Raw genomic sequence first — 19,771 nt, forward strand, 5'->3', positions numbered from 1 at the left:
GTTCCCCGGTTCCGGCCTCGCCAAGGGCCTGGCCGTCACCCTGCGCACGATGACGCGGAAGTCCGTCACCGACCAGTACCCGGACGCCCTGCCCGAGCTGCCGCCCCGCACCCGCGGGGTGATCGGGCTGTTCGAGGAGAACTGCACGGTCTGCATGCTGTGCGCCCGCGAGTGCCCGGACTGGTGCATCTACATCGACTCCCACAAGGAGACCGTGCCGCCCGCCGCCCCCGGCGGCCGGGAACGCAGCCGCAACGTCCTCGACCGCTTCGCGATCGACTTCTCCCTGTGCATGTACTGCGGTATCTGCATCGAGGTCTGTCCTTTCGACGCGCTGTTCTGGTCCCCCGAGTTCGAGTACGCCGAGACCGACATCCGCGACCTCACCCACGAGCGGGACAAGCTCCGCGAGTGGATGTGGACCGTGCCGGCCCCGCCCGCCCTGGACCCCGGCGCGGAGGAGCCCAAGGAGATCGCCGCGGCCCGCAAGACCGCCGAGAAGCTGGCCGCCGCCCAGGCCGAACCCCGGGAGGGCGAGTCGTGAACCCCGCCGCAACCACGGCCGCCGTGACCGCCGCCGGCCCGCACGGCTTCCTCTCCCCGACCGGCGTCGAGATCGCGTTCCTGCTCGTCGGCCTGGTCACCCTCGGCGCCGCCCTGGTCACCGTCACCACCCGGCAACTGGTGCACGCCGCGCTGTGGCTGGTGGTCGCGCTCGGCGGGCTCGCCGTGGAGTACCTGCTGCTCACGGCCGAGTTCATCGCCTGGGTGCAGGTCCTCATCTACGTCGGTTCCGTCGTCGTCCTGCTGCTCTTCGGGCTGATGCTCACCAAGGCCCCGATCGGCCGCTCCCCGGACGCCGACTCCGGCAACCGCCCGGCCGCCCTGGCCGTCGCGACCGCCGCCGCCGTCGCCCTGGTGTGGGTGGTCGTGGACGCCTTCCGCACCACCTGGATCGACCTGGACGGCCCGGCCGCCGGCACCACCGAGGTCACCGGCACGAGTCTGTTCCGGCACTGGGTGCTGCCGTTCGAGGCCCTGTCCGTACTGCTCCTCGCGGCGCTGGTCGGCGCGATCGTGCTGTCCCGCAAGGACGGGGCGGACGCCGACGCCGCGCCCGCGGTCCCCGGGAAGGACGGCGCCCGCTGATGCACCTCGCCTATCCCGCCGCGCTGTCCGCCCTCCTCTTCTGCACCGGCCTGTACGGCGTCCTCGCCCGCCGCAACGCGATCCTGGTCCTGATGTCGGTCGAGCTGATGCTCAACTCCGTCAACCTCAACCTGGTCGCCTTCGACGTCTGGCTCAGCCGGACCGCCCGGGACACGCTGCACTCCGGCCAGGCGCTGACCCTGTTCACCATCGCCATCGCCGCCGCCGAGATCGGCATCGGCCTGGCGATCGTGCTCGCGGTGTACCGCAACCGCGGCACCTCCGACATCGACAAGCTCCGCGACACCGCCGAGGGCCCCGAGGCCGAGGGGCCCGGCACCGAGGGCCCCGGCACCTCCGCGGCCGAGAAGGCTGAGGCCTCCGCGTGACCACGACCACCCTCGCCGTCCTCGTCCCCCTCCTGCCGTTCCTCGGCGCCGCGGCGGGACTGCTGCTCGGCCGCACCGCGCCCGGGTTCGTCCGTCCGCTCGCCGTACTGCCGCCGCTGGTCTCGCTCGCCCTGGCCGCGCTGGTCGCCGTACGCCAGGGCGGCGGCGCGGCCGTGGACGCGCACACCGAGCTGACGCCCACCGGGTCCGTCCCGATCGAGCTGGCCCTGCACATCGACGGCTTCGCCGCGCTGGTCGCCGTCCTGGTCGCGTTCGTCGCGTCGTGCGTGCAGATCTACTCCACCGGCTATCTGCGCGACGACCCGCGCTACCCCTCGTACGCCGCTCTCGTCTCCCTGTTCACCTCCGCGATGCTCCTGGTCGTCTACTCCGGCGACCTGATCGTGCTGCTGGTCGGCTGGGAGGTCATGGGCATCTGCTCCTACTTCCTGGTCGGCCACTACTGGGAGACCCCCGAGGCCCGCGCCGCCTCCCTGAAGGCGTTCCTGGTCACCAAGCTCGGCGACGTGCCGTTCCTGATCGGCCTGTTCGCCCTCGGCACCGACGCCGGGTCGTTCCGCATCACCCGCGTCCTGGGCGCCGTCGCCGGCGGCGGCATCGGCCACCCGACCGTGATCGCGCTGCTGCTCCTGGCGGGCGTGGCGGGCAAGTCGGCGCAGTTCCCGCTGCACACCTGGCTGCCCGACGCGATGGCGGGCCCGACACCCGTCTCGGCACTGATCCACGCCGCGACGATGGTCGCCGCCGGTGTCTACTTCGTCGCCCGTCTCCTCCCGCTCTTCGAGGCGTCCCGAGCCGCGATGGTGGTCCTCGCCGTCATGGCCGCCGTCACCATGACCGGCTCCGGTCTCGCCGCGCTCGCCCAGGACGACATCAAACGCGTCCTCGCCTACTCGACGGTCGGCCAGCTCGGCTACATGACCGGCGCCCTCGCCGTCGGCGACCGCGGTGCCGCCGTCTTCCACCTCCTGTCCCACGGCGCCTTCAAGGCTCTGCTGTTCCTCGCCGCCGGCGTGATCATCCACGCCGCCGGCACCAACTCGCTGGCCGCCATGTCCCGCATGCGCGGGCTGCGCGACCGCGTCCCGGACGCCTACTGGACGATGACCGTGGCGCTCCTCGCGCTCGCCGCGATCCCGCCCTTCAGCGGCTTCTTCTCCAAGGAGTCAGTCCTCGGCGCCGCCGAGCACGTGACCCAGGGCCACACCGGGCACGCCCCCGGCGCCGCCGGCTGGATCGTCCTGGTCGCCGGGCTGGTCACCGCCCTGCTGACCGCCGCGTACGCCACCCGGCTGTGGCTGCTGGCCTTCCGCGGCCGGGGCGTCGAGGCCCCCGACCACGGCCGCCAGCCGCTGACCATGACCGTGGTGCTCTGGGTCCTGGCGGTCCCCTCCCTCGCCTTCGGCGGCTTCGCCTACCGGGCGCTGCCCGGCTGGTTCGACGGCCGGGAGCTGACCCCGACCCTGCTCACCTCCATCCTCGGCACCGGCCTCGCCGTCGTCGGCGGGCTGCTCACCTTCGGCGCCTGGCAGCGCGGCACCGCGCTCGCCGCCCGCACCCCGATGGGCGCCGTCGCCGCCCACCCCGAGGGCGACGCCGGGCTGGTCGAGGCCGAGGCCATCGCCACCCACCGCCCGGCCTACGGCGACCTCGCCTACGCCCCCGACCCGGCGGACCCCGGGCGGCTGCTGCTCGGCCCGCTGCACCGGCCCGCCGCCGAGGGCTTCCACCTGGACGCCGTGTACACGGTGCTGTTCGTCCGGCCGGTCCAGGCCGCGGCGAGCCTCGTCCGGTTCCTCGACCGCGAGGTCGTCGACACCTACGTACGCGCCGCCGCCGCCACCCCCCGGCTGCTCGGGGCCGCCGTACGGCGCGCCCAGACCGGCAATGTGCAGACCTATGTGAGCGCGCTGCTCGCCGGCACCGTCGTCCTGGCGGTCGCCGTCCTCCTCGTCGCCACGGGAGCGTGAGCAGGCGTGATCGATATCAGCGAGTCCGTGATGCAGTTCCTCCTGGCGTTCGTCGTCGTCGGCCCGCTCCTCGGCGCCGTCGCCGCCCTCCTCCCGGCCCCGCCCGGACTGAAGGGGAAGTCGCCCGAGCAGGCCGTGCTACGGCACGGCGTGACCGTGACCGGCGTGCTCCTCATCGCCGCGATCGTCCTCGCGCTCGGCTTCGACCACGACCATCCGTCGAGGATGCAGGCCACGACCGACATCAGCTGGATCCCCGCGCTGGACGTGCGGATCCACCTCGGCATCGACGGCATCTCCCTCCCCCTCCTGGTCCTGACCGCGCTGCTGACCTTCCTCTGCGCGCTCTACTCCTACTTCAACCCGCCGTCGGGCCCGTCCCCGAAGGCCTTCGTCGCGCTGCTGCTCCTGCTGGAGTCCGGCACCCTCGCCACCTTCGCCGTCCTCGACCTGCTGCTGTTCTTCCTCGCGTTCGAGACGGTGCTCATCCCGATGTACTTCCTCATCGCCCGCTGGGGCGGCGAGGGCCGGACCCGGGCCGCGTGGAAGTTCATCCTCTTCACGCTGCTCGGCTCCGTGGTCATGCTGCTCGGCCTGCTCCTGATCGGCATCAAGGCGGGCACGTTCGACATGGTGGCACTCGCCACTGACAACGGCCGGTCGCTGACCGCGTCCGTGCAGGTCATCGCCGTTCTGGCGATCGGCGTCGGGCTCGCGGTGAAGACGCCGATGTGGCCGCTGCACAGCTGGCTGCCCGACGCCCACACCGCCGCGCCGACCGTCGGCTCGGTCCTGCTGGCCGGTGTCCTGCTGAAGATGGGCACGTACGGTTTCGTCCGCATCCTGCTGCCGATCGCGCCGCACGGTCTGCACACCTTCGCGCCGTACCTCGCCGCGTTCGCCGTCGTCGGGATCGTCTACGGATCGCTGGCCTGCCTGGCCCTCGCCAGGCAGGGCGCGAAGGGCGACCTCAAGCGGCTGATCGCCTACTCGTCCGTCGGCCACATGGGCTTCGTCCTGCTCGGCATCGCCACCATGACCCCGACCGGCGTGAACGGCGCCCTGTTCGCCAACATCGCCCACGGCCTCATCACCGGCCTGCTGTTCTTCCTGGTCGGCGGGTTGAAGGACCGTACCGGCAGCACCGACCTGGACACCCTGGCCGAGCGGACGGGCGCCGCGCTGTACGGCAGGGCCCCACGCCTCGGCGGACTGCTCGCCTTCGGCGCCGTCGCCTCCCTCGGCCTGCCCGGGCTCGCCGGGTTCTGGGGCGAGATGCTCGCGCTGTTCGGCTCCTTCGACCCCGCCGCCGGCCTCTCCCGGCCCGCCTTCCTCACCTTCATGGCGATCGGCGCGTTCGGCACCCTGCTGACGGCCGCGTACATGCTGGTCGTGGTCCGCCGGGTCTGCATGGGCGGCGCGGACCGGGAGGTCCCGAAGCTCCCCGACGTCCGCGGGTACGAGTTCGCCGCCTGGACCCCGCTCGTCGCCCTGACCGTCCTCGCCGGACTGTGGCCGAGGGCCCTGCTCGGCCTGACCGACCCGGCCGTGCAGCAGCTCCTCGCAGGAGGCAACCGATGAGCGCCCAGCCGCTTGCCGAGTCGCTGGTCCAGTCCGTCGACTGGCTAGCGATCGCCCCGCCCACCACCGCCGCCGTGGTGGCGCTCGTCGTCCTCGTCGCCGACCTGTTCGTGCCCGAGTCCCGGAAGGCCGTCCTCGGCTGGGTCTCGGTCGCGGGACTCGCCGTGTCCCTCCTGCTGCTCCTGCCCCTCCTCGACGGCGACCGCAGCACCTTCTGCACCGGCGGCCACGCGCGCGCGTGCAGCTACACCGCCGACCGCTTCACCCTCGTCATCCAGCTCCTGGCCCTCGGCGGCGCCCTGCTCGCGGCCCTGCTGTCGGTCACCCACCTGGACGACGAGCGGCGGCGCGTCCCCGCGGGCGAGTTCTGGTTCCTGCTGCTGTCCTCCGCGGCCGGCGCCGCCCTGCTGCCCGCCTCCCGCGACCTGGCCACCCTGGTCGTCGCCCTGGAGGTCGCCTCCCTGCCCGCCTTCGCCCTCGTCGGCATCCGGCACGGCGACAAGCGGTCCTCCGAGGCCGCCCTGAAGTTCTTCCTGTCGTCGGTCACCGCCACCGCGGTCAGCCTGATGGGCATCAGCTTCGTGTACGCCTCCACCGGCACGCTCTACCTCACCCAGGTCGCCCAGCGCCTGCCGCACGTCGACAGTCAGCTGCACGTCCTCGCCCAGACCGGCGTCGTCCTCACCCTCGTCGGCTTCGCCTTCAAGACGGCCGCCGTCCCCTTCCACTTCTGGGTGCCCGACACCTATGTGGGCGCGCCCCTGCCCGTCGCCGCCTACCTGTCGGTCGTCGGGAAGGCGGTCGGCTTCTCCGGCCTGATCCTCGTCACCGTCGTCGCGTTCCCGTCGTACGCCGACGTCTGGGGCCCCGCGCTCGCCGCCCTGGCGGCCCTCACCATGACCGTGGGCAACGTCGCCGCCCTGCGCCAGCAGGCCACGCGCGCGTACAGCGCCGTACGGCTGCTCGCCTGGTCGTCCGTCGGGCAGGCCGGCTATCTGCTGGTGCCGATCGCCGCCGCCGGGTACACCGAGGACGCCGAGAAGGCGATCGGCTCCACGGTGGCGTACGCGCTGATGTACGCCGCCGTGAACCTCGGGGCCTTCGCCGTGGCCGCCGTGGTCGGCCGCGGCCGCGCGCTGAACCGGATCGGCGACTACCGGGGCCTGTACGCCACCAACCCGCTCACCGCGCTGCTGCTGGCCTTCTTCCTGCTGTGCCTGGCCGGGCTGCCGCCGGGTGTCGTCGGACTGTTCGCCAAGGTCACCGTGTTCTCGGCGGCCGTCGACGCGGGCCTCGGCTGGCTCGCCGTCGTCATGGCCGTCAACGTCGTGATCGCCCTCTTCTACTACTTGCAGTGGGCCGCCCTGCTCTTCCGCGCCCCGGAGGGCGAACCCGCCCGGCACCGGCTCCCGGCCCCCCTCACGGCCGCCATCGCCCTCACCGGAGTCCTCGGCGTCGCCCTCTCCGGAGCACCGCAGCTGGTCCTCCGCTTCGCGGCCACCGGACTGTTCTAGGAGTCGTCGCGCGCGCGTGGGGCACCCGGCTCCCCGCGCGCGCGGCCGAACCAGCACGTCACCCGCCCGGCCGAGGCGCGTCACCGTAGGCACGGGGAACTCGTGGCTCCCGCCTGGCGTTGTCACCAGCGGGAGGGTCCACTGGATCAGAGTGTTCCCCAGCTGCACGACTTGGAGGGCGCACCGTGCACCGCCGGCACAACGGGCTCAAGACCGCCGTACTCCTCGGGGGACTGTCCGCACTCATCATCGTCATCGGCAGCTTCTTCGGACGCGCCGGACTGATCGTCGCGGTCCTGGTCGCCCTGGGCACCAACGCGTACGCGTACTGGAACAGCGACAAGCTGGCACTCCGCGCGATGCGTGCCCGCCCGGTCAGCGAGTTCGAGGCCCCGGCGCTGTACCGGATGGTGCGGGAGCTGTCCACGCAGGCCCGCCAGCCCATGCCCCGGCTGTACATCTCGCCCACGGAGGCCCCGAACGCCTTCGCCACCGGCCGCAACCCGCGCAACGCCGCCGTGTGCTGCACCGAGGGCATCCTGCGCCTCCTGGACGAGCGGGAGCTGCGCGGTGTCATCGGCCATGAACTGAGCCACGTCTACAACCGGGACATCCTGATCTCCTCGGTCGCCGGCGCGCTCGCCTCCGTGATCATGTTCCTGGTGAACTTCGCCTGGCTGATCCCGGTCGGCCGCTCGGACGACGACGAGGGCCCCGGTCTGCTCGGCGCCCTGCTGGTCATGCTGCTCGGACCCATCGCCGCCACCCTGATCCAACTGGCCATCAGCCGCTCCCGGGAGTACGAGGCGGACGCCTCCGGTGCCCAGCTCACCGGCGACCCGCTCGCCCTCGCCAGCGCCCTGCGGAAACTGGAGACGGGCACCCGGCAGCTTCCGCTGCCGCCCGAGCCCCGGATCGAGACCGCGAGCCACATGATGATCGCCAATCCGTTCCGGCCGGGACAGGGATTGTCGAAGATGTTCTCCACGCACCCGCCGATGGCGGAACGTATCGCCAGGCTGGAGAGGATGGCGGGCGGCCACCGGTGAGAGCGGAATTCCGTGAAGGACGCCGAATGGGCGACCTGACGGCCCGCGTGGAATGCGCAGCCTGATGGCTTGCGAGAGGCCCTGAGGCTGTACGGGGGAAAACGGGAGCACCGCAGCGTGCCTGCCGATCGTCCGGCGCCCGCCGTCGTCATCCTGTCCACTGAGGCCAGGAATGCGCCACCAGGGACGACGAAAGGTTGGCCGAGTGAAGCTCACCAAGCGGTTCGCCGCGATCGGCGCCGCCGCGATCACGGCGGTCCTCTTCAGCGCCGGCGGCGCTCAGGCGCAGGGCGACGGAGGACTTCTGTCACTCCTGGGTGCCAAGTCACTGCTCAACGCCCCCTACCGGGCGGGACAGACGGGCACCGACGGGCAGGGAGGCACCGGCGCGCAGAACAACACGACCAACACGAACACGAACACCAACAACAACGCCGGTGGTGTGAATAACAACAACAATAACAACAACAACGGCGGCACGAACACGAACAACAACACGAACAACAACAACATTCTGACCGGGGCCGATGAACAGGGCGGCGGAGGACTGCTCTCGCTGCTGGGTATCGGGCCGCTCCTCCAGATCTGCCACCCGACAGGGCAGGCCGCGCAGGGGAACAACACCTTCACCGGAAGCCAGAACATCAACTGCAAATTCAGTTGATCCGGCCGACCCCGCGACAACCCGGTGAATCCGCGACGGCGTCTCATTCACTCTCGGGATGATGGACTTTGCGGGCGGCCTCGTGGCGGGTGTGGACGCCGAGTTTGTTCAGCACCGCGCCCACATGATGACCGGCGGTCTTGGGGCTGATGTAGAGGCGGGCGGAGATCTCGGCGTCCGACAGGCCCTCGTGCAGCAGCTTCAGGACGTCCATCTCCCGGTTGGTCAGCCCGTACGGATTGGCCCGGGTGGCCGCCTGCGGGCCACGCCGGATCGGACGGACCCCGCAGGCCCGCATCACCGTGCGCGTACGGGCCACGGCCGGCCGGGCGCCGAGCGCCTCGAAGGCCGCCAGGGCCTGGCGCAGCGCGGGCGCGTCACCGGACAGGCGGGCCAGCGCGGCGTCGTACGGACAGCCGAGCGCGTCCCACAGCGCCGCGGCACCGGCCCAGTCACCGGCCAGCTCCAGCGCGTAGGGCCCGGCCGCCGGCACCCGCGGGGGCTCCCCTCCGGCACGGCGGATCCAGCAGGCCAGGGGCCCGGACAACCAGGGGTGGGTACGGTCCGCCAGCGCGGCCAGACCCCGCCGCGCCTCGGCCTGAACCAGCTCGTGACGACCGGCCAGCCAGGCCGCCTCAACCCGTGCCTCCCACCCCAGGCCGGTGTCCAGCCGACAGTGCGCGTCCACCAGGTTCGCCGCTTCGTCCAGCAGCGGCCACACCGGTGACCTGCCCTGGCGGGCCCGGACCAGGCCGACGACGGTCAGGGCCAGGGCCTTCACGACGGGCGGTGAGCCGGGGTGGGACCGGACCCGCTGCGCGGCGTCGGCGGCCTGGGACCACGAGCCGCGGTTCAGCAGCCCCCAGCTGCCCCAGGCCCTCGTGCAGAGCAGATAGGTCAGCAGGTCGCGGTCGAGGCAGTGGGCCTCCGCCCGGCGCACGGCCGCGGCCGTGCGGGCGGCGTCCCGCCGGAGCGCGGCCAGCCAGCACATGATGACCGCCATGAAGCCCGCGTCCACCGGCAGATCCTGCGCAAGCGCGCGGGACACCTGCTGTTCGCACTCCTCCCAGCCCCGCCCCTCGCTCAGCACGCGTGCCGCGGCGGCGTGGAAACGGGCCTGGACGAGCACCCCCGCGTCACCGAAGCGCTCACCCAGGGCGATCGCCTTCCGGGCATGGCCGGTGGCCACCGCCACGCCTTCGTGCCCGTAGCAGGCGAGCTGACAGAGGTTCAGATGAGCCCGGGCCAACTCCCGGCTCGGCCCCAGCCCTTCGAGCAGCCGCACCGCGTCCAGGCCGATCCGTCCGGCCTCGGCCGTCCGCCCGGCCGGCCACAGCCAGCACGACAGCCAGCGCAGGTCCTCCCCCTCGCGCAGCCGGTCACCCAGAGCGCGCCGCAGCCCCACCGCCGTACGACGGGAAGCGACCCCCTCGTCCAGGCTGCTGGACAGGAAGCATGCCTGCGAATGACCCTCCAGCAGAGCGGCGTGCTGATCGGGCGGCAGGCGGTCGGCGCACCGCAGGGCACGGGCGTACTGGGCGGCGGCCTCCCGGTGCGCGCCCAGCGCGGCGGCGCGGACGGCGGCCGCGGGCGCGTACTCCAGCACGGCGGCCGCGTCCCCGGCCCCCTCGGCGTGATCGGCCAGCAGCGCCAGGTCGTGCCCGGCGACCGGGCCGGACCGCATCGCGGCGAGCACGTGGCGGTGCACCCTGAGACGGCGGGCGGCGGGAACGGCCTCCAGCACCGCCAGCCGGGTCAGTTCGTTCCGGAACTCGGTCACCTGACCTTCGGTGCGCACGATCCCGCAGGCCACGGCCTCGCCCAGCGCCTCGTCCGGGTCCGGCAGGATGTCGGCCAGCAGGGGCGGAGGGACCCGGCGCCCCAGGACGGCCAGCACGTCGACCGCCGTGCGCGCCGTGTCCGACAGTCCCGCCAGGCGACCGGCCACGGCCTCGCGCACCGTGGCGGGGATGGGCTCGTCCGGCGCGGCCAGGATCTCGGTGACGATGAACGGGTTGCCGGCCGAGACGCGGTACAGCTGCTCGGCGTCGACGGCGTGCCCCGTGGCCAGCCGGGCCACGGCGCGGCGGCTCAGGGGAGCCAGGTCGTGGCGGTACACCCACGGATAGGCGGCCAGGGTGCCGAGGAGAGAGGTCAGGTCGTGGGTGCGGCCGACCTCGTCGTCGCGGTAGGTGGTGAGCACCAGCGCCGGAACGTCCGGCAGGCGCCGGGCCAGGTAGCGCAGCAGGTCCATGGTGGCTTCATCGGCCCAGTGGACGTCCTCGACGACCAGCAGACTGGGGTAGGCGTTCAGGTCGGCGAGCAGGCGGTCGAAGACCTCGTCCGAACGGCTGGTGCCGGTCAGCGTGCCGGTCAGCGCGGTGCGCACCGCCGGGCCCAGACGCGGGGCCAAGTCCAGCAGGGGCCCGAGGGGGCGGGGGGTGGCCAGCGGGTCGCAGGCGCCGATCAAGACCCGGATGCGGGGATCGGCCACCTGGGCGAGACGCTGGACGACGGTGGTCTTACCGATGCCGGCCTCGCCGCGGACAAGGGCCAGGCGTCCAGGGCCGCTCACAGCAGCCTGTAGGTGACCGGTGAGGTCCCGGAGCACAGCCTCTCGCTCTAGCAGGTCCATCACCAGTCAGTTTCTCTCCGTGCGCGGAGCGGCGCAAAAGATCCAAGACCGATCTAGACGGGCAGGTCGGTGAGGGTGGCGCGGGGGCCGCCGGGGATCGCCCTCGAATGGCCTAGGGGGTGCGCCGGGGGGTCGATCCGGGGCGCGCCGGGGTGGGAAGTAGGGCGTACGGGGGCGGAACTTGGGGTGTTCACCCGATGCGCCCCCCGGCTGCGGCGGGGCATTCTGGCGGAAGAGTTCCAGGCCCCGGTCTCCGAGTCCGCGGATCCGACCGTTCCGCGCTCTGCACTGACCTGGTGGCGCATTCCCGAGAACGCCTTCTCCCATCGATATGGACTGCGAATCGAAAGCGTCCATACCCAACGGAAAGAAAACATCATGGCGAACAAGTATGCGAAGCGCGCGGCAGTAGTAGTCGCATCGGCCGCTCTGGCAGCGGGAGGCGCCCTTGCCTCTCCGAGCGCCTTTGCCGCCCCGGCGCCCACAGGGACGCACGCGATGGCGCCGGCGGACAACGGAGGAAACAACAACAACAACAATAACAACAACGGCGGCGGAGGAAACAACAACAATAATAACAACAACAACGGTCGAGGCGGGAACAACAACAATAACAACAACAACAACGGAGGTCGCGGCGGCAACAACAACAATAACAACAATAACAACGGGCGGGGTGGCAACAACAACAATAACAACAATAACAACGGGCGGGGCGGGAACAACAACAACAATAACAACAACAACGGAGGTCGAGGCGCGAACAACAATAACAACAACAATAACAACGGAGGTGGTGCAAACAACAACAACAACAATAATAATAATAACGGCGGCGGAGGAAACAACAACAACAATAACAACAACAACGGTGGCGGCGGGAACAACAACAATAACAACAACAACGACTGAACTTGAGAGTCCGGCGGCCGGGTGGACCGAAATTCCTGGTCGCCGGACTGTCGCGCGTGCTCCCAGTGGTACATGGCGGTGAACTACATGTCGACGAAGCGGAAATCAGGTCGAGGGAATTGATCGCGAAGAGAGCAGCCGTATGGAGTGGCGGACTCGCGACCGTGGTCGCCTGCTGCACGGCACTTGGCGCGTCGGGCGCTTCGGCGAGCGAAACGGGCGCCTTTTCACGGATGTCGCAGGATACCCCCATGGCGTCGGCAACCCGGTGTTATGCGACGCGCGCAGATCCGCATGACGTCGTGTGCTATCGAAAGTCCTGGAAGGCCGAGTACCGGCACGGCGAAATCGTCTATGTCCCGATTCTCATCCAGGTTCCCACCCCTTCCCATCCGTCCTCCGTGGCCATCGTCGGCAGCCTGAACGACATCCGTCCGAGCGGTACGAGCGCGGGCGGCACCGGGAGTGGTGGCTGACGCGGTGACGGTGCTCTCATCGACTCGGATCGGTACCCGCCGCGCTCGCCACCCGCACGAATTCACCGTCGTCACCGCGGGTTTCGCAGCCGTCGTTCCCCCAGACCTCGTCGCATCCGCGGCTCGATTGGGGAGCGGCCGAGGAGAGGTGCGCCGGGGCTGCCGCCGAAGCCGTTCCCGCTGCCTCGACCGCGGCACCGCCGGCCATCAGAACGCCGACCGTGGATACCGTGAGGAGGTGCTTGGCACGCTGTGCACTCATGGGTCACGCCTTTCGTCCGGCAGTGCGCCGCGTGGCTGACGTATTCTCCGCGGCTTTTTCTCCGGGTCGGCATTCCCGCCAGGGGAGCCCGCCGGATGTCTCTGCAAGGGGACGCCCTCTCGCACTAATCCATTGTCGGACACCGGCACGGTCCTCTCCAGGGGAGCCGGCAGCAAGACGGGAACCGGCTTTCCGGGCGTCGGGCTCAGCGTCCGCCGAACGCCTCGTCCGTCGGCACGACTTCACGCCCCAGCGGCATGAGCGAGAGGGGGATGAGCTTGAGGTTCGCCCAGCCGAAGGGAATCCCGACGACCGACAGGAACAGCGGAATGCTCGTGACCAGGTGGGCCAGTGCGAGCCACCATCCCGCGAAGACCAGCCAGATGACGTTGCCGACGCACGACGGTGCTCCGGCGTTCGGCTTCTCCACGGTGGTGCGGCCGAACGGCCAGAGGACGAACCCGGCGATGCGCAGCGATGCGATGCCGAACGGGATGGTGACGATCAGGACGAAACAGATCAGGGCAGCGATCAGGTAACCGATCGCCATCCAGAGCCCGCACAGGATGAGCCACAGGATGTTGAGCAGCAGGTTGAACACCTTCATGATCGGCACCTTTCCAGGTCGCTCAGTCGGCATGCCTGCTGCCAGCAGTATCAGCCGATCACGCGCAGGGGCGGAACCGCAGCGCCTTCGTAGCGTGACCGGGAACGTCCTGAGACGATTCCGGTCGGCACGGTCGGCACGGCCGGCGCTCGTACGCAGAGGGCACGCTCGCCGGTGCCGTGCAGCCGGTGGGGCGACCCGCGCGCCGGCGCCGTGTCACGCCTCTCGCCGCCCCGCCCGCCATCGCCGTACCCCGTAGGAGGCCGCGCCCAACGTGAGCACCCCGGCTCCCACGGTCACCGAGGTCATGGGCAGCGCGAACGCCAGGGTGGCGCAGCCCAGCAGGCCCACCGCCGGTACCAGCCGGGACAGCGGGGCCTCGCCCAGTGTCCAGGCCGACGCGTTGGCGATGGCGTAGTAGGCGAGCACCCCGAAGGACGAGAAGCCGATCGCGCCGCGCACGTCCGCCGTCGCCGCCAGCACGGCGACCACCGCGCCCACGGCCGACTCGGCCCGGTGCGGCACCCGGAACCGCGGGTGCACCGCCGCCAGAGCGCGCGGCAGATGACCGTCACGGGCCATGGCGAGCGTCGTACGGGACACCCCGAGGATCAGCGCCAGCAGCGACCCCAGCGCGGCCACCGCCGCCCCGGCGCGCACCACCGGGACCAGGCCCGGTACCCCGGCCGCCCGCACGGCGTCGGCCAGCGGCGCCGTCGCGTGCCCGAGCCGGTCCGCGCCGAGGACGGCGAGCACCGCGACGGTCACGCACGCGTACACCACCAGGGCGATGCCCAGGGCGAGCGGGATCGCCCGCGGGATCGTGCGCGCCGGATCGCGTACCTCCTCCCCGAGGGTGGCGATCCGCGCGTAGCCGGCGAAGGCGAAGAACAGCAGTCCGGCCGCCTGGAGCACCCCGCCCGCACCCGATGGCGAGCCGGCGTACAGCCGTCCGGCGTCGGCTTGCCCGGAGGCCAGGCACACCACGACGACGGCCGCGAGAACGGCCAGGACCACGGCCACGATCACCCGTGTCAGCCGCGCCGACTTCTGGACCCCGCCGTAGTTCACGGCGGTCAGGGCCACCACCGCCGCGACCGCCACCGCGTGCGCCTGCCCGGGCCACACGTACGCGCCCACGGTCAGCGCCATCGCCGCGCAGGAGGCCGTCTTGCCGACCACGAAGGCCCAGCCCGCGAGGTGCCCCCAGAAGGCGCCCAGGCGCTCCCTGCCGTACACGTACGTCCCGCCGGAGGCCGGGTGACGGGCGGCGAGCCGGGCGGACGACATGGCGTTGCAGTAGGCCACCACGGCGGCGACGGCGAGCCCGGCCGGCAGGGCGGACCCGGCGGCACGCGCGGCCGGCGCCAGGGCCGAGAAGACTCCGGCGCCGATCATCGAACCGAGGCCGACGACCACGGCGTCCCGTACGCCCAGGCCGCGGAGCAGGCCGGCATCGGTACGTGTCATGCGCCGCACCCTACTGAGCGGGGCAACCGGGGGATGGCCCCGTGGCGTCCTCCACATCGACACGGCACGAACACGCGCGCGTGACACACAGCGAGTCCGCACCGGGGACCCGAGGTCCCCGACCGTGCGGGCACAGCGCGGAAGGGCAGGTTCACGGCATGGGCATCATCGGTTGGATCATCCTCGGACTGCTGGCCGGAGCCATCGCCAAGGTCCTGCTGCCGGGCCGCGACCCCGGCGGCTTCATCGGTACGACCCTCATCGGGGTGGCGGGCGCGTTCATCGGGGGCTGGATATCGGCCCGCTGGCTGGACCACCCGATCGCCAAGGACTTCTACGACGGCGCGACCTGGGCCTCGGCCGTCGGTGGCTCCCTGGTGCTGCTGATCGTCTACCGCATCCTGTTCGGCAACTCGCGCGACTGAACGCGCCCGAGCGCGCCCAGGGGGGCGGCCAAGGGAGCGCACGAGCAGGGGGGGCGGCCAAGGGGGCGCACCAGGGTGGGCACACCGGGTGCCCACCCCGCTTCCGGCTACCGGTAGTTCACGAACTGGAGCGCGAAGTCGAAGTCCTTGCCCTTCAGGAGGGCGATCACGGTCTGGAGGTCGTCGCGGCTCTTGGAGCTGACGCGCAGCTCGTCACCCTGGACCTGGGCCTTCACGCCCTTCGGGCCCTCATCGCGGATGATCTTCGCCACCTTCTTGGCGTTCTCCTGGGAGATGCCCTCCTCGATCGACGCGAAGATCTTGTACTCCTTGCCGGAGAGCTGCGGCTCGCCCGCGTCCAGCGACTTCAGCGAGATGCCGCGCTTGATGAGCTTGGACTCGAAGACGTCGAGGACTGCCTTCACCCGGTCCTCGGAGTTGGCCTCCATGAGGATCTTCTCGCCGGACCAGGAGATCGAGGCCCCCACGCCCTTGAAGTCGTAGCGCTGCGAGATCTCCTTGGCGGCCTGGTTGAGGGCGTTGTCGACCTCCTGCCGCTCGACCTTCGAGACGATGTCGAAACTGGAGTCGGCCATGTCCTGTGGCTCCTTGTATCGGGGTGCGTATGGGGGTGCGTGTCGGGTGCGTGCCGACGTGCGCGGCGGCGACCGCCGGGCCTGGTGGAGCACCGGTCCGCATCCGCACCAGCCTAGCCACCTCGCGACCGGGGGAGTGGAGATCAATCGGGTGGCGGAGCACCCCTGCGCATCGGGTATTGTTTACGTCGTTGCCGGAGAGCACCGCGGAAAGCGGTTCGAACGGCAGCGTCACCCGGCGGTGTGCCCGAGCGGCCAAAGGGAGCAGACTGTAAATCTGCCGGCTCAGCCTTCCCAGGTTCGAATCCTGGCGCCGCCACACGACCGAGAGGGTCCGTGACCAGCGAAAATGCTGGATACGGGCCCTCTCGTCGTTCCCGGCCACTGTCAGGTCGTTTCCGGTGCATCTTCCCGGTTTGTCTCACCCTGATCCGCATGGTGACCAGTGCGGGTGGGGCATCTGTGGGGCAGCGCGGGTCATGCCCAGCGGCTCAGTGCCTCATCGATCCGGCGGTTCGCCATCTCCGTGGCCCCGTCCAGACACTTCGCGTAGACCTTCAGTAGGACCGCAACCGAGTGCCCGGCGCGGCGGGCGACCTCCACGGGGTCCACACCGGAGTTCAGCCACAGGGATACGCATGCGTGACGTAGATCATAAGGGCGGGCGGCAAGCGGCGAACCGTGTTGTTGCGGGGTGAGAGCCTGTTTGCGGGCACGGGCCCACACCTCGCCGTAGCCGCTCTCTTGCACCAGGCCACCGCGGGAGGTACGGAAGAGTCGGCCGTCGGGCGCCACGCCGTATCGCTCGATGTGGTCACGGAGCATGGCAGTGAAGTGCGGCGGGATGGGTACGTGCCGGATCTCCCGCTCCGGTCGCCACTTCAGGCCGCGGATGTCGTGGGGCGCCCCGGAGTCGGTCCAGCCGCGGCCGACACGCGGCCGTGAGCCGTCGAGGTGCAGAGTGCCCCAGCCCGACGCGGGCAGGTCGCAGTTCTCGCGGCGGAGCCAGACGGCTTCCGCAGGGCGCATGGCGGCGTGGTACAGGCACCCGAAGAACGCCTTCAGGTGCTGGCCCCGTGTGCCCTGGTCGGCGACGGCGTCCAGCAGCGTGCGGGCCTGCCGGGGGTTGACCACGCATCCGGGGTCTACCGCGTCCTCGGCCGGCGGGATCACCCACTGAACCTGGGGGAGGGGGTTGTGCGGAAGCCGGCGGGCCTCCACGGCGAACCCGAGGGCGTTGTGAAAGATGGCGCGCTTGCGCTTGACCGTAGAAGGTGCCGCCTTGCCCCCGTCCAGCCGCTGAGTGAACGCGGTGAGTACCTTGCGGATCACAAGCGGGTCGTCCAGAGCGCTCACCGGCAGGGCGTTGCGCTCGACCCACGCCAGTACGCGAGTCACCTCCCTCGGCTGGTCGTCTGACCAGCGGTTGAGGTTGAACGCCCAGCTATAGAGGGCATGACGCAGGTCGCGAGCGTCCGGCATGCCGCGTCGGCTGCTTACCAGGGCCGGCGTGGCGGTGGCCATAGCGTCGGCGAGCGTGGTCCGGGTCTTGGCGGGCGATGTCGACCACTTCATTTCGATGTAGTCCCGTGCGTGCTGGTACCAGGACACGTCATTGCGCTGCCGCAACTCCCGCATGGGCACACCGGTGGCCTCGTCGAACGGCTCGCCCGCGTTGACGGCCGTCAGCAACTGTGCGCGCCGACTGTCGGCGAGGGTCTTCGTGGCGAACGTCTGAGAGTGCGGGGTGTCTCCGACCTTCCACCGAAGCTCGGCAGAGGACTGCCCGCGGTCTTTGCGCTGGCGGGCCGCCCAGATCCGAACGTTGTACGTCGTGCCCACAAGGGTCCTTTCGTGCGAAGGGGCCCGCCGGCAGCGGGCCCCTCGGGTGATGTCGAGTCGATCAGGCGGCGTTGTCTTCGCACTGCTGCCACCAGGCGTCCAGGTCGGCCCGGCTCACGCGGATCTGGCCGTTGGGCAGCTTCCTGAGGCGGGGCGCCTGTCCACGGGAACGCATGCGGTAGAAGGCGGCGCGGCTCATACCGATTTCGCCGAGGACTTCGGGGAGCTTGAGCATCTTGTGACTGGCCATTCGATGGCTCCTCAGCAATCGTGCACAGGTGGGCCCGCGAACGGGGTCGGGTTCGGTCTTACCGGCACCTCCATCTGTCCGAGGTGCGGATTTCTGCGTCACCGCGTCATCTGCGTCAGTCGCTTCTCTGACCTGCTGTTTTGTGTGACGTGTCGGGGTTGGAGCGCGTCACCTGGTGACGCAGGCTTCCGTCGCGGGGTGACGTATGTGACGCGGGTGACGAAGCCGTTGGCTGTCTGCGTCACCGCCGTTCCTACTGGTTACGGCGTGTTTTCCGTCCGTGGGTGACGCAGGTGACGCAGCGTCTTTCCACTTCGGACAAGGGAGGGGGTTTCTGTTGTGGTGCGCGCGCTCAGGGCGAGAAGAAGGAGCCGCTTCGCGGCGCGTCCATCGCAGGGCGGCGGAGCCGCCGAACCGCAAGAAGAGCACGCGTCGCGGCGGCCGGGTGCTCTTCTTGCTTGTACTGCGTTCGGCCCGCTGGTCAGAACGCCGGTTCCTGCTCGTGCGGCGACGTGGCCGGAGGCCGGGCCATTTCGATGTACCGGGCCTTGCTGGTGCGTCCCCAGTCGATGAGGACGCTCCGGGCCGCGAGGGTGGGCTGGAGACGCTTGAGACGGTCGGAGAGGACTTTGCCGGTGGTCGGCCACCCTTTGGGCAGGGGGCGGCAGTCCTCGCCGCTGTAGAGACCGGTGAGGCAGTGCAGCCACTCTGCGGACGTCATCCGCTGCTCTGCCCCCGCGTCCAGGCCGGCGGCGTACTTGAGCACGGTCTGCGCCAGCAGGTCGCCCTCGATGACGTCGTCGTTGAGGTCGTCCAGGCTGGCCCGGTAGGCGCCCAGCGCTCCCAGACCGGTCGCCGCATCGAGCTGCGCGCACAGGTGGGCGAAGTCGGCCATCCGCAGGTCGGTCGGGATGTCTGCTTCCGTCGCCCGCACCTGCACGGTGAGATCCAGAAGGGACCCGAGGACCACGGGCAGCACCTCTTCGAACTCCGCCCACAGCTCCGCTTCAGTGCGCCGGGTGCGGGGGCGTTCCAGACGCAAGGGAAGGAGCCGTTCGGCGAGGTCGGGGCGGATGACGCCCACGTCGATGCCGGTCAGGAGCAGGGGACGGCGGTAGCGGGCGCGGACGACGTCGCCGTCGGTGTAAAGGGCGCGTTTGATGGTCTCGGCGCCGGTGACGATGCAGCACATGAGGTCGGACAGGTCGGGTGCCAGGTGGGAGAGGTTGTCCAGGGCGGTGACCCATCCGGCGGCCACGGCCGCGATCAGGTTTTCCTCGTCCTTCGGCGCCCGTCGCAGGTCCCCGGTCATGCCCTCGATGATCCGCACGAGCATCCGGCCGCCGGTGGACTTTCCTGCGCCCTGGGGGCCGGTGAGGAAAGGGGCGGGGACGGGCACGGACGGTCCGAGACAGCCGATCAGCCAGGCGATGGCCAGGCATTCGGTCTCGGCGTTGGCGAAGTTGCACAGCCGCAGCAGCAGATCGATGCCCTTACCGTCGGTGTCCTTGACGGGCAGGGGCAGCTCCCCGGTGAGCTGGGTGCGCCGCCAGCACACTTCTGCCGGGTCGGGGGTGATGATGTCCCAGCCGGTGGGGTGGATGCGAACGGACTTGCCGTCGGTGCGGCCCAGGTCCAACCACGTTGCGCCGTCGAACCCCGGGGCAACGCGAATGTGGACGGACTGCACGGGCTGGCTCAGCGCGAGTGCTTCGATCAAGTCGAGTGCTTCCTTAAGGGCGGTGCCGTTGAAGACGCCGTGCCCGTCGTGGAAGAGACCGACCATGAGTTCCTGGCGGTGACTGCCAGAGGTGCCCTGGGAGCGGATCGGACGGGCCACGGGGTGGCCGTTCTTCTGCGCGTACACGGTGCCGTCGGCGGTGCGGAAGTACCGAAAGTGCTCTTGGGCGTAGTCGGTGATGATCTGGCGTGCGGGGTTCTTGTCGTCGTCGGACACGG

General features: G+C 70.6%; 19 protein-coding genes and 1 tRNA gene. 12 read left to right on the plus strand and 8 right to left on the minus strand.

Annotated features, from left to right (window positions below):
* The first annotated feature begins 49 nt into the window (after positions 1-49).
* The 8 genes from IF37_RS0126115 to IF37_RS39695 all read left to right on the plus strand — a co-directional run bounded on the left by IF37_RS0126115 (position 50) and on the right by IF37_RS39695 (position 8,337).
* The gene (locus IF37_RS0126115; protein WP_052845379.1) at positions 50-544 is read left to right on the plus strand and encodes a 4Fe-4S binding protein; all 495 of its coding nucleotides are present in this window, start codon (positions 50-52) and stop codon (positions 542-544) included.
* Positions 541-1,149: an NADH-quinone oxidoreductase subunit J gene (locus tag IF37_RS0126120; RefSeq protein WP_030747347.1), complete on the plus strand. Its 609-nt coding sequence runs from the start codon at positions 541-543 to the stop codon at positions 1,147-1,149. The genes IF37_RS0126115 and IF37_RS0126120 overlap by 4 nt, the downstream gene beginning before the upstream one ends.
* The gene (nuoK, locus tag IF37_RS0126125; RefSeq protein WP_030747350.1) at positions 1,149-1,538 is read left to right on the plus strand and encodes an NADH-quinone oxidoreductase subunit NuoK; all 390 of its coding nucleotides are present in this window, start codon (positions 1,149-1,151) and stop codon (positions 1,536-1,538) included. Before IF37_RS0126120 ends, nuoK begins: the two co-directional genes overlap by 1 nt.
* The gene (locus IF37_RS0126130; RefSeq protein WP_030747353.1) at positions 1,535-3,529 is read left to right on the plus strand and encodes an NADH-quinone oxidoreductase subunit L; all 1,995 of its coding nucleotides are present in this window, start codon (positions 1,535-1,537) and stop codon (positions 3,527-3,529) included. The genes nuoK and IF37_RS0126130 overlap by 4 nt, the downstream gene beginning before the upstream one ends.
* 6 nt (positions 3,530-3,535) lie before the next feature.
* Positions 3,536-5,110 (plus strand): NADH-quinone oxidoreductase subunit M, encoded by a 1,575-nt coding sequence (locus IF37_RS0126135; protein WP_030747357.1) that lies wholly within the window; start codon positions 3,536-3,538, stop codon positions 5,108-5,110.
* The gene (locus tag IF37_RS0126140) at positions 5,107-6,624 is read left to right on the plus strand and encodes an NADH-quinone oxidoreductase subunit N (protein WP_030747360.1); all 1,518 of its coding nucleotides are present in this window, start codon (positions 5,107-5,109) and stop codon (positions 6,622-6,624) included. Before IF37_RS0126135 ends, IF37_RS0126140 begins: the two co-directional genes overlap by 4 nt.
* 185 nt (positions 6,625-6,809) lie before the next feature.
* Positions 6,810-7,673 (plus strand): zinc metalloprotease HtpX, encoded by an 864-nt coding sequence (gene htpX, locus IF37_RS0126145; protein WP_030747362.1) that lies wholly within the window; start codon positions 6,810-6,812, stop codon positions 7,671-7,673.
* Between the two features lie 205 nt (positions 7,674-7,878).
* Positions 7,879-8,337, plus strand: coding sequence for a hypothetical protein (locus IF37_RS39695; protein ID WP_037857062.1), 459 nt, complete (start codon positions 7,879-7,881; stop codon positions 8,335-8,337).
* A 43-nt stretch (positions 8,338-8,380) separates the two neighbouring features.
* On the opposite strand, the gene IF37_RS0126155 is transcribed toward IF37_RS39695, so the two are convergent.
* Entirely contained in the window at positions 8,381-10,912 is a 2,532-nt protein-coding gene (locus IF37_RS0126155; protein WP_253915852.1) for an AAA family ATPase, read from the minus strand.
* Positions 10,913-11,350: 438 nt separating this feature from the next.
* Between IF37_RS0126155 and IF37_RS44565 the strand changes: the two genes are divergently transcribed.
* Positions 11,351-11,884, plus strand: coding sequence for a hypothetical protein (locus IF37_RS44565; RefSeq protein ID WP_158727384.1), 534 nt, complete (start codon positions 11,351-11,353; stop codon positions 11,882-11,884).
* A gap of 251 nt (positions 11,885-12,135) precedes the next feature.
* The gene (locus IF37_RS44570; protein WP_158727385.1) at positions 12,136-12,360 is read left to right on the plus strand and encodes a hypothetical protein; all 225 of its coding nucleotides are present in this window, start codon (positions 12,136-12,138) and stop codon (positions 12,358-12,360) included.
* A gap of 16 nt (positions 12,361-12,376) precedes the next feature.
* Here IF37_RS44570 and IF37_RS44575 read toward each other — a convergent pair whose 3' ends face one another.
* The 3 genes from IF37_RS44575 to IF37_RS0126165 all read right to left on the minus strand — a co-directional run bounded on the left by IF37_RS44575 (position 12,377) and on the right by IF37_RS0126165 (position 14,699).
* A complete protein-coding gene (locus tag IF37_RS44575) occupies positions 12,377-12,622 on the minus strand; it encodes a hypothetical protein (RefSeq protein ID WP_158727386.1) in 246 nt (81 codons plus the stop codon).
* A 205-nt stretch (positions 12,623-12,827) separates the two neighbouring features.
* Positions 12,828-13,229 carry a YccF domain-containing protein gene (locus IF37_RS0126160; protein WP_030747367.1) on the minus strand — a complete coding sequence of 134 codons (402 nt, stop codon included), beginning with the start codon at positions 13,227-13,229 and terminating at the stop codon, positions 12,828-12,830.
* Positions 13,230-13,445: 216 nt separating this feature from the next.
* A complete protein-coding gene (locus IF37_RS0126165; RefSeq protein ID WP_030747371.1) occupies positions 13,446-14,699 on the minus strand; it encodes an APC family permease in 1,254 nt (417 codons plus the stop codon).
* 158 nt (positions 14,700-14,857) lie between these two features.
* Between IF37_RS0126165 and IF37_RS0126170 the strand changes: the two genes are divergently transcribed.
* Complete coding sequence (locus IF37_RS0126170; RefSeq protein WP_030747374.1) at positions 14,858-15,124, plus strand: GlsB/YeaQ/YmgE family stress response membrane protein; 267 nt, start codon at positions 14,858-14,860, stop codon at positions 15,122-15,124.
* Positions 15,125-15,231: 107 nt separating this feature from the next.
* Here IF37_RS0126170 and IF37_RS0126175 read toward each other — a convergent pair whose 3' ends face one another.
* Positions 15,232-15,720 (minus strand): YajQ family cyclic di-GMP-binding protein, encoded by a 489-nt coding sequence (locus IF37_RS0126175; protein WP_030747377.1) that lies wholly within the window; start codon positions 15,718-15,720, stop codon positions 15,232-15,234.
* Between the two features lie 237 nt (positions 15,721-15,957).
* Between IF37_RS0126175 and IF37_RS0126180 the strand changes: the two genes are divergently transcribed.
* Positions 15,958-16,039, plus strand: a tRNA-Tyr gene (locus IF37_RS0126180).
* Between the two features lie 158 nt (positions 16,040-16,197).
* Here IF37_RS0126180 and IF37_RS0126185 read toward each other — a convergent pair.
* From IF37_RS0126185 to IF37_RS0126195, 3 genes are all read right to left on the minus strand, one after another.
* Positions 16,198-17,562 carry a tyrosine-type recombinase/integrase gene (locus IF37_RS0126185; RefSeq protein WP_030747380.1) on the minus strand — a complete coding sequence of 455 codons (1,365 nt, stop codon included), beginning with the start codon at positions 17,560-17,562 and terminating at the stop codon, positions 16,198-16,200.
* 61 nt (positions 17,563-17,623) lie between these two features.
* Positions 17,624-17,812, minus strand: coding sequence for an AlpA family transcriptional regulator (locus tag IF37_RS0126190; RefSeq protein ID WP_030747384.1), 189 nt, complete (start codon positions 17,810-17,812; stop codon positions 17,624-17,626).
* Positions 17,813-18,293: 481 nt separating this feature from the next.
* The gene (locus tag IF37_RS0126195) at positions 18,294-19,769 is read right to left on the minus strand and encodes a hypothetical protein (RefSeq protein ID WP_030747387.1); all 1,476 of its coding nucleotides are present in this window, start codon (positions 19,767-19,769) and stop codon (positions 18,294-18,296) included.
* Positions 19,770-19,771: the final 2 nt, after the last annotated feature.

Source organism: Streptomyces sp. NRRL S-31 (assembly GCF_000718775.1).
Taxonomy (GTDB): Bacteria; Actinomycetota; Actinomycetes; order Streptomycetales; family Streptomycetaceae; genus Streptomyces.